The organism is Acinetobacter sp. CY73 (assembly GCF_059515865.1).
The window spans coordinates 44,323-52,754 of the sequence record NZ_JCAKMZ010000027.1 but is presented as its reverse complement, the minus strand read 5'-3'; the positions used below and the strand labels follow the sequence as shown (position 1 = coordinate 52,754).

Annotated in this window: 7 protein-coding genes; 5 read left to right on the top strand and 2 right to left on the bottom strand. The window is 39.7% G+C overall.

The features are described 5' to 3' along the window. Positions 1–511: transposase (locus tag AC5YD2_RS12590; RefSeq protein ID WP_496126667.1), on the bottom strand; the 511-nt coding region annotated here is incomplete at its 3' end. Positions 512–1,115: 604 nt separating this feature from the next. Next, positions 1,116–2,231, bottom strand: a complete 1,116-nt coding sequence (locus tag AC5YD2_RS12585; protein ID WP_496126666.1) for an endonuclease/exonuclease/phosphatase family protein — start codon at positions 2,229–2,231, stop codon at positions 1,116–1,118. A 189-nt stretch (positions 2,232–2,420) separates the two neighbouring features. On the opposite strand from AC5YD2_RS12585, the gene asd reads away from it, so the two are divergent. The 5 genes from asd to truA all read left to right on the top strand — a co-directional run bounded on the left by asd (position 2,421) and on the right by truA (position 8,410). After that, positions 2,421–3,539: an aspartate-semialdehyde dehydrogenase gene (asd, locus tag AC5YD2_RS12580; RefSeq protein ID WP_496126665.1), complete on the top strand. Its 1,119-nt coding sequence runs from the start codon at positions 2,421–2,423 to the stop codon at positions 3,537–3,539. Between the two features lie 106 nt (positions 3,540–3,645). Beyond that, a complete protein-coding gene (locus AC5YD2_RS12575) occupies positions 3,646–5,214 on the top strand; it encodes a FimV/HubP family polar landmark protein (protein ID WP_496126664.1) in 1,569 nt (522 codons plus the stop codon). 49 nt (positions 5,215–5,263) lie between these two features. After that, positions 5,264–6,571, top strand: coding sequence for a T4P machinery localization factor FimV (gene fimV, locus AC5YD2_RS12570; RefSeq protein ID WP_496126663.1), 1,308 nt, complete (start codon positions 5,264–5,266; stop codon positions 6,569–6,571). Positions 6,572–6,629: 58 nt separating this feature from the next. Then, on the top strand, positions 6,630–7,598 hold the full coding sequence (locus AC5YD2_RS12565) for an asparaginase (protein ID WP_496126662.1): 969 nt from the start codon (positions 6,630–6,632) through the stop codon (positions 7,596–7,598). A 14-nt stretch (positions 7,599–7,612) separates the two neighbouring features. Further along, positions 7,613–8,410: a tRNA pseudouridine(38-40) synthase TruA gene (truA, locus tag AC5YD2_RS12560; RefSeq protein WP_496126661.1), complete on the top strand. Its 798-nt coding sequence runs from the start codon at positions 7,613–7,615 to the stop codon at positions 8,408–8,410. The last annotated feature ends 22 nt before the right edge of the window (positions 8,411–8,432 follow it).

Here is an 8,432-nt window from a genome sequence, read left to right as displayed (position 1 = left end):
CATGTCCATTCGACAAAGCAGAACAGGCAATTTCACCAAATTGATTCATCGCAATATGTAATTTACAGCCATAAAACCAGCCCATTGAGCTTCTACCACGTGATGCAATTTGGACTAATGATTTATGGCGCTGAATACGTTGATTTTTACAAACTGGCAGAGTTGTTGAATCAATCCATAAATATTGTGTGTCTTGGTCTTTCATCAGCGCCACATGTAAAGCATGTAGTGCTAATTCATGCATATTGATTAGATGAATCATCCGTTGGTAGCAAGGCAAGTACTTAAATAAATGGTTTTTATCTTCTTTTAACCAAGTGAAAAAGGCTTTGAAATTATTGAAATGAGAACATTTGTACCAAATAGCGATAAAACAGATTTCTGAAATGGTTAAATGAGCAGTTCTGATTCTTAAGGAACGATTACTTTGCTTAAGAAAATTCCAATAGGTTGCTTCAAATTTGAGAAAGAAATCATCAATTACGCTGAATAATTCGGTACTATTAAACATTAGGACTAGAGTTGTGAGTTTTGTGTGGTAACTCAACTGATGGCTCTAGTCCTCTTATTTTTCAAGTCAATTTCTTATCCGCGATTCGGGTTAAATAACAAGCCAATCAATGACTGTTTTTGATCCAAGCTGCTTGATTTAAGATCAAGAGGCATAATGAAACACAAAACTGCACCTAAGTGAGCTTTTGAATATGGTTGAAATTCTGTAATTTACAACAGCACAGAGCTACATCGTTTTGATTTTCTAGAGGCTGAATTTTAAGATTTAGGCTGTTTTGGTTTTCTAAATATTCGGTCTATAAATAAGTTTAACCCGAGTTCTACTCCCTGTAAAACTCGGGTCAATGGGGTTGTGCTTTTCAAAACATATTGTTATTTTTTGGCTTTCCATTCCTGCATCATATCCATGATGACTCTTCCATCGGCTTCGTCTTCCATATTGGGATTTTCCTTTCCCACTCCTTGTGCCGATGATTAAATATTATCCTGATTCTCATAGTCACTCTAGCCGTTAAGTCCTAAATCCGTGTGAGCATATGCTTACAACACTATTAATCTCAACTAAACACTCAAATAAGCTCATTTGCGCTTTTCCATCTTATTTAAGTCTTTTTGTAGGCTTGAGCAATTTCATCTTTCACTATTTTTTCTTCACGCTCTGCTTTTTCAATACCCTCTTGAATCGCCTCTTGAGCCTCTTGTTCATCTGCTTCAGTCTGTTCAAGTTCTTCCTGAATTTGCTCAAACACGCGCCCGGTTTGCAAAACCACATACACAGGAAAATGATCAGACCCCATATGCGGTAAACGCTTCATATCGACCAAAGCAAAATCAGTACTGTGGAATACATGATCCAATGACCATCTTAATAATGGATAATCTGCATGAAAAGTGTTGACATAATGCCGACCAACACGCGGATCTAGCAATCCACTGATACGCTGAAATAAACGCGTGGTACGTGACCATGCCACATCATTTAAGTCGCCCATGACAATACAGCTTTCATCCAAATCTTTAATCTGATCACCTACAATCAGTAGCTCCGCATCACGCAAAGTTGAATCTTTGGCTTCAGTTGGACTCGGTGGTTTCGGATGCAAGCAATAGAGTTGTACAGACTGTCCAGATCGTAAAGTCACCGTCGTATGAATCGAAGGAATTTCGTCACTGAGAATGAACTTTATCTCTGTATCACTTAGCTCCAATTTACTGTAGAGATGCATTCCATACAAATTATCTAAGGGCACAGGAACTCTATACGGGTAATCTTTTTCAATGACAGAAAGTTCATTCTGCCAAGTTTGATCAGTTTCTAAGGTCAGTACCAAATCAGGCTGATATTTCTCAATTTCCTCAATCAATAAATGATATTTAGTATTCGGGGTCAGTACATTAGAGACAATCAATGAGATCTGCTTATTTGGATCTAATTGTTCAGGCTTAACCTGCTTAACTTGTTTTTTCCAAATCAAAGTATATGGCAAGACCATTTTTAATTGGTAAGCCAACGCTGCAATCAAAGCAATGAAAATGATTTGACGCGTTAAATCCCAAGGCTCTTGCCAAAAAATCATCAATAGAAAAGCAATAATACCTAATGCAAGAATTTGTAAGCGTGGAAAATCTGCACCACGAAACCACCATTCATCTCTCGGTATGAGTGACCAAAAACTAATCCAAATCACAAACCCTGCTAGAATTTCCACCCAAATCATATTGTTCACTCATCTGTAAATTTTAATTTTTTATAAGACGTAACATAACTTTATCAATTTTGTATGTATCATAAACAAGTTATTTCTCTCAATAATATTGATGTTTTGATTGTGTAGCTATTGCAGTAAACTGCTCTTTTGATACACTCGAACCCCCTTTTAATTTTTAACGCACCGAGGCAAAGTGACATGAAAGTAGGTCTGGTCGGTTGGCGCGGGATGGTTGGTTCCGTCCTTATGCAACGTATGGTTGAAGAGAATGATTTTGCTCATTTTGAGCCATTCTATTTCTCTACCAGTAATGCGGGTGGTGAAGCGCCTGCGTTTGGCGGTAAGACTGCCCCTGCACTTATGGATGCAACAGACATTAGCAGTCTGAAGCAAATGGATGTCATTATTACCTGTCAAGGTGGCGACTATACTTCTGAGGTTTTCCCTAAACTGAAAGCTGAAGGTTGGAATGGTTACTGGATTGATGCGGCATCGACATTACGTATGGATGATGAAGCAATCATCGTACTTGATCCAGTCAACATGAACGTGATCAAAGACGGCTTAGTGAAAGGTACCAAAACGTTCGTTGGCGGTAACTGTACTGTATCGTTAATGCTTATGGGCTTAGGTTCACTCTTCCAAAATAATTTGGTTGAATGGGCAACGTCTATGACCTATCAAGCAGCCTCAGGTGCTGGCGCGCAAAACATGCGTGAATTGATCACAGGTATGGGTTATTTATATAATAATACTCAAGATTTGCTTGATGATCCTAAATCTCCAATTTTAGACATTGATTCTAAAATTGCAGCACTACAACGTGGTGAAGGTTTCCCATCAGCTAATTTTGGTGTCCCTTTAGCGGGCTCGCTCATTCCATACATCGATAAACAGCTTGAAAGCGGTCAGTCGAAAGAAGAATGGAAAGGTCAGGTTGAAACCAACAAGATCTTAGGCAACCAGCAAATTGTTCCGATTGATGGTCATTGTGTTCGTATCGGTGCAATGCGTTGTCACTCTCAAGCCATTACATTGAAGCTTAAGAAAGACGTTCCATTGAACGAGATTGAAGATATGATTCGTCAGTCTAGCCAGTGGGCAAAAGTGGTTCCAAATACACGTGAAGCATCTATGACTGATCTTACCCCTGTGGCAGTCACTGGCACATTAACAGTTCCAGTGGGTCGTCTACGTAAGATGAACATGGGTAAAGAATACTTAGGTGCATTCACAGTGGGTGACCAATTGCTTTGGGGTGCTGCAGAACCTTTACGCCGTATGTTACGCATCTTAATTGAATATAAGAACGCTTAATTTTTAGAAATTCTCTTCTAAAACTGAAAAGCCGATCACATTTGATCGGCTTTTTTTTGTAACTACAATGTTAAGATTTTACATTCTTATTACAACTAGGTATTGTATGACATATTGCCCTGAAATCTTGTCAGAACAATGGATCGAGATGCCTGTATATAACAAATTAAAAATTGCCATTTTAGCTATTATAACAACCCCTACTGCTTATGCTTTAACCCTTGATCCGATTGAAGTTCAATCAGGAGCAGGTAACCTACTCTATGCAGAAATGAAATTTCGTAATGCTGACCCAAATGCTCGAATCGAAGCAAGTTTAGCTGAATCTAATGATCTTATTCGCCTTGGTATCGGTCATCAACCTCCGGGTCACCTGAACTTCTTTACGCGTAAATCAAGCGATGGTTCTGGCGTCATCGTGATCACTTCTTCACGCCCAATGGTGGAATCTGAACTCAATATTCTGGTCAAGATTAAGGAAGGCAGCGCAACGCATATTCAACAAATTAAAACCAGATTGAATCGTCCAGCAGTTGTTGCGCAAAAACCACAAATGACCAATAAAGAAACGTCATTGATTCCACAGACCGTTGTCAGTGATAAAGATATTGCGCTCAATTTACCCATGAGTACGCAATACAATGTGACATCAAATACCTCTCAAGCAAGAGTAGCCACTGATTCAACTCCAAAATCAGCACCACAAGTCTCTTACTCTTCAGCGAATACGATGAGTGTTCCGCTTGCGATCAATGTTTCACCTGCACCGCCTTTAAATAACCAAACGTTAACGCAGGTCATGCCTGCGCCAGTCAATACTGTTCAACCCGCTAATCATCAAACACCTGATCCTGTAAATAGTGCTGTTGCACAATCATATGAACAACCGTCTATCGCGGTGGTTCAATCACTCCCTTCGACGCTGACCATCTCGGAAACATTAAGACCTGCTTCAACGCAACCTACTCCTACGATTTCAGCACCAAAACAAGCGTTATCTGCACAGCAAAACCTATCTAAGCCGGTAGACTCTCCATCAAAAACGGAAGTTAAAGCTCCAGTAACTGAGACAGCGAAAACGTCTGCTAAAGTTCGTCCGGAACCTAAACCAATGCATGGTCCTGCTTTAGAAAAAGCACATGTGGTTCAAAACAATGAATCTTTATGGAAAATTGCTTCGCGTGTTGCAACCCAAACCAATCAAAGCATTCCTGAAGTAATGCAACAAATTAAGGCCAATAATGAACATGCTTTCATTGGTGGCAATATCAATCGTATTCGTCGTGGGGTAGCATTAAATTTAGCAGCTGCAAACAGCATGCCTGCACCCAAAGCGGCTAAAGCTCGCCCAATGAATACAACCGCTGGTCAATCTCAGTCGGGTAAAGAGAAGTATAAATTGAGCCAAGCAGAAATGAAGCTTGTCACTGGAACTAAACAAGATTCAGCTCAAGGCGCTGCTAAAGAAAAAACGTTGAAAAATCAGACAACTCCAGAATTATCTTCAAAAGTTATGACAGCTCGACAAAAAACAGTTAAATTACAGCAGAATGTCTCTCAACTCAGCTTGGCCATTCAGCAGAAAGATCAGAGAATTCAACTATTAAATGCGAGACTTGCTCAATTACAGCAACAATTGCAGAAAAAGAATCAAGCGAATAAGCCTGTTAACTAAATTTATTTTAAGGAATAATTTTCATTGGTTTCAATGAAGGGGTAAAAATATGTTGTATATACTAATTCCTTGTTTATTAATACTTATTGTTGCCGTCGTTTTGAAAAAGCGTGAAAGTGCAAACAATGAGTCATCATCTGATAAAGGCAAGAAAACTGCGAATAAGAAAGTCAGTAAAAATGCGTCTAATCGCACTGGTCGATCTTCAAGCATTCCAACCAACGTTACGACTACCCCTGTAGCAACGGAATCAGCACCAACAACGCTCGACCCTGAAGTTCGTTCGAGTATTGAAAACCTAATTAAAGCTGAAAATTATTTTGCTGCTGAAGCAAAAATTAACCAAGCCTTGAATCATGACAATTCACAACACGAATTATATCTATATTTACTTGAAATTCATGTTGCGCAAAAAGATGATTTTGCGATTAAGCAATTAATCAATTACTTACGCTCTTTAGGTTTGCATGACATTGCTGATCAAGCTGAAGCAAATCAACAGCGTGCCCAAGCAAACGTATCAAAGCCTTCAGAACCTATTTCAACACCTGCTGCGACCACAGCTCCTGTAGCAACTCAAAGTCTTAAATCAGATGCTGCCTTTGATGAGCTCATTAGCACCTCAACACCTGCTCAAAATATTGGTAACGCATCTTTTGATAGCATACAACCTGATTTCAATGTAACACCTGTTGAGAAAAAAGATCTTGAGCCTATTGAGTATTCTTTTGAAGCGAAGAAACCCGTTGAAGCGCCTCAAGCAGTTGAGTTTGACTTAAGCTCTGACACAGTAAGCAATGATGGCAGCTTTACTCCTGAAACACTTGAAAAACCTGCAGACGATATTTCAAAAGCAGATATTGCTCCGCTCGAATTTGATTTCTCAACACCTGTTGAAAGCAAAGTTGAAGAAGAGCCTGTTGTCCCTACTGAAGATTTTGTTTTCAATACTCCTTCTATTTCTGAAGAAAAAACTGAACAGCCTTCAAATGAGTTTAAATTAGACAGTGAATTACCAATTAGCGCTGCTACTGATTTCCACTTCAGTTTAGACACTCCAATTTCAGCTGATCCGAATTCACTCGCTTTTGAAACTCAAAAAATTGAAATTGCGCCATTTTTTATTGAGCCAGAAGTTGATCCTAGCTCTTTAGCGGATGCCAATGATCCATTGGCGCAATCATTCCCTGAATTATTAAAGGTCAATGAAATTCAACTCAATCTAGATCTTGCAAGTCGTTATATTGAATTGGGTGCTTATGAAGCGGCTAAAAAGTTACTGAGTGCGGATGAAGCTTCCTTCTCTACTGAACAACGTCACCGTTCACAACAATTACTCAAGCAAATAGCTTCTTAATTCAATTACGCTTAACATAAGCAGTCATTCATGGCTGCTTTTTTGTGAGCACTACTTTATGAAAAAAATTGCACTCATTTATATGGGCGGTACTTTTGGTTGTATTGGTGAGCCTTTGAGCCCTATGCCAGAAATTGATTTTAAACCGCAATTAAAACGAATTTTACCACAACATGCCCAAATCGAATTTTTCACTGCACATACGGTGAAGGATAGCAGTGCTTGTACAGCTTCAGACTGGTTACAACTGACTCAACAAATTCAATATCTACACACTCAAGAATATCAACACTTCATTGTGATTCATGGTACAGACACCTTGAGTTACGCTGCCGCCACCCTAAGCCGATTCTTACAACAAAGTAGCTATGTCATATTGACGGCAAGCCAATACCCATTACTGAATGTAGAAGGCAACGATCTTCGAACATTTACCGATGCACTGGAAAACCTCAACACAGCCATTGAGGGAATGTTGAAAGTAGAACCTGGGGTTTATGTGGCATTTCACCATAAAATCATGCATGCCAACTCAGTACAAAAAGTCCATAGCACAGCATTAGACGCTTTTTCAGGCATGAATTATCAGCAACATTTAACTTCACTTCAGCAAAATCCTTTTTTAATTGAAGAACAACACATTCAACAAATCCAGAAACTCAATTTGATCAATTGGACGATACAGCCGATTGAACTTGAACAATTGTCCAAAAACTTAGATGTATTCATTGATCAGGCTCCTGACGTTCTGATTCTGCAAGGCTACGGCACGGGCAATATTGCGGTGAATGATGAAATTCTAGAGAAATTGATTCAACTCCAAAACAAAAATTGTGCTGTGATTTTAGACACTCAAGTGCCTTTCGGGGGACTGGATCAACGCTACGCAGTCAGCCAATGGGTTATTCAAGCCAATATTTTGATTAACAATACCCAGAGTCATGCCGATCTTTATGCCAAAATTTTAAAAATGTATTTACAATACCCCTCTAAGGATCAATGGCATGACCATTGGTATCAATGTTGAAAATAGAGGTCATTATGCAGCGTTTGGCAGTGGGTATTGAGTTTAACGGTATGAATTATCGTGGCTGGCAAACTCAACAAGCGGGCGTCATTTGTCTTCAAGAAACCATTGAACATGCGCTATCAAAAGTTGCTAATGAACCGATTCAACTGCAAGGTGCTGGTCGGACAGATGCAGGCGTGCATGCAACCAATATGGTGGCGCACTTTGATACTAACGCAATCCGTCCTATTGATGGTTGGTTACTCGGTTCAAATAGCCTGTTGCCTAAAGATATCTCGATTCAATGGGTTCGACAAATGGATCCTGAATTTCATGCCCGCCATAAAGCCCAAGCCAGACGTTATCGCTATGTGGTATATAACAATCAAGTACGTCCTGCCTTGTTACATAAGCAAGTCACACACGTCTATGCCCCCCTCAATATTCAAAAAATGATCCAAGCAGCCACCAAGTTTCAAGGTACCCATAACTTTGAAAGCTTCCGTGCAGCTGCGTGTCAGTCCAATCAACCCGTCAGAACAGTGTCACATTGTCACCTGATTCAACATGGTGCTTATTTGGTTTTAGATATTCAAGCAGATGGTTTTTTACACCACATGGTTCGTAACATTATGGGCTGTTTGCTTGAAATCGGACAAGAGATGTACGACGTTGATCATATTGATGCCATATTCGCCGCTGAAGATCGAAAAGCAGCTGGGGTGACTGCACCACCAGATGGTCTTTATTTCATCCATGCGGACTATCCAGAGCGCTTTAATCTACCTAAGCGACCTCTGGGACCACATTGGCTGAATATGCCTGAATAGATTTCCCCAAATAGACTCAATA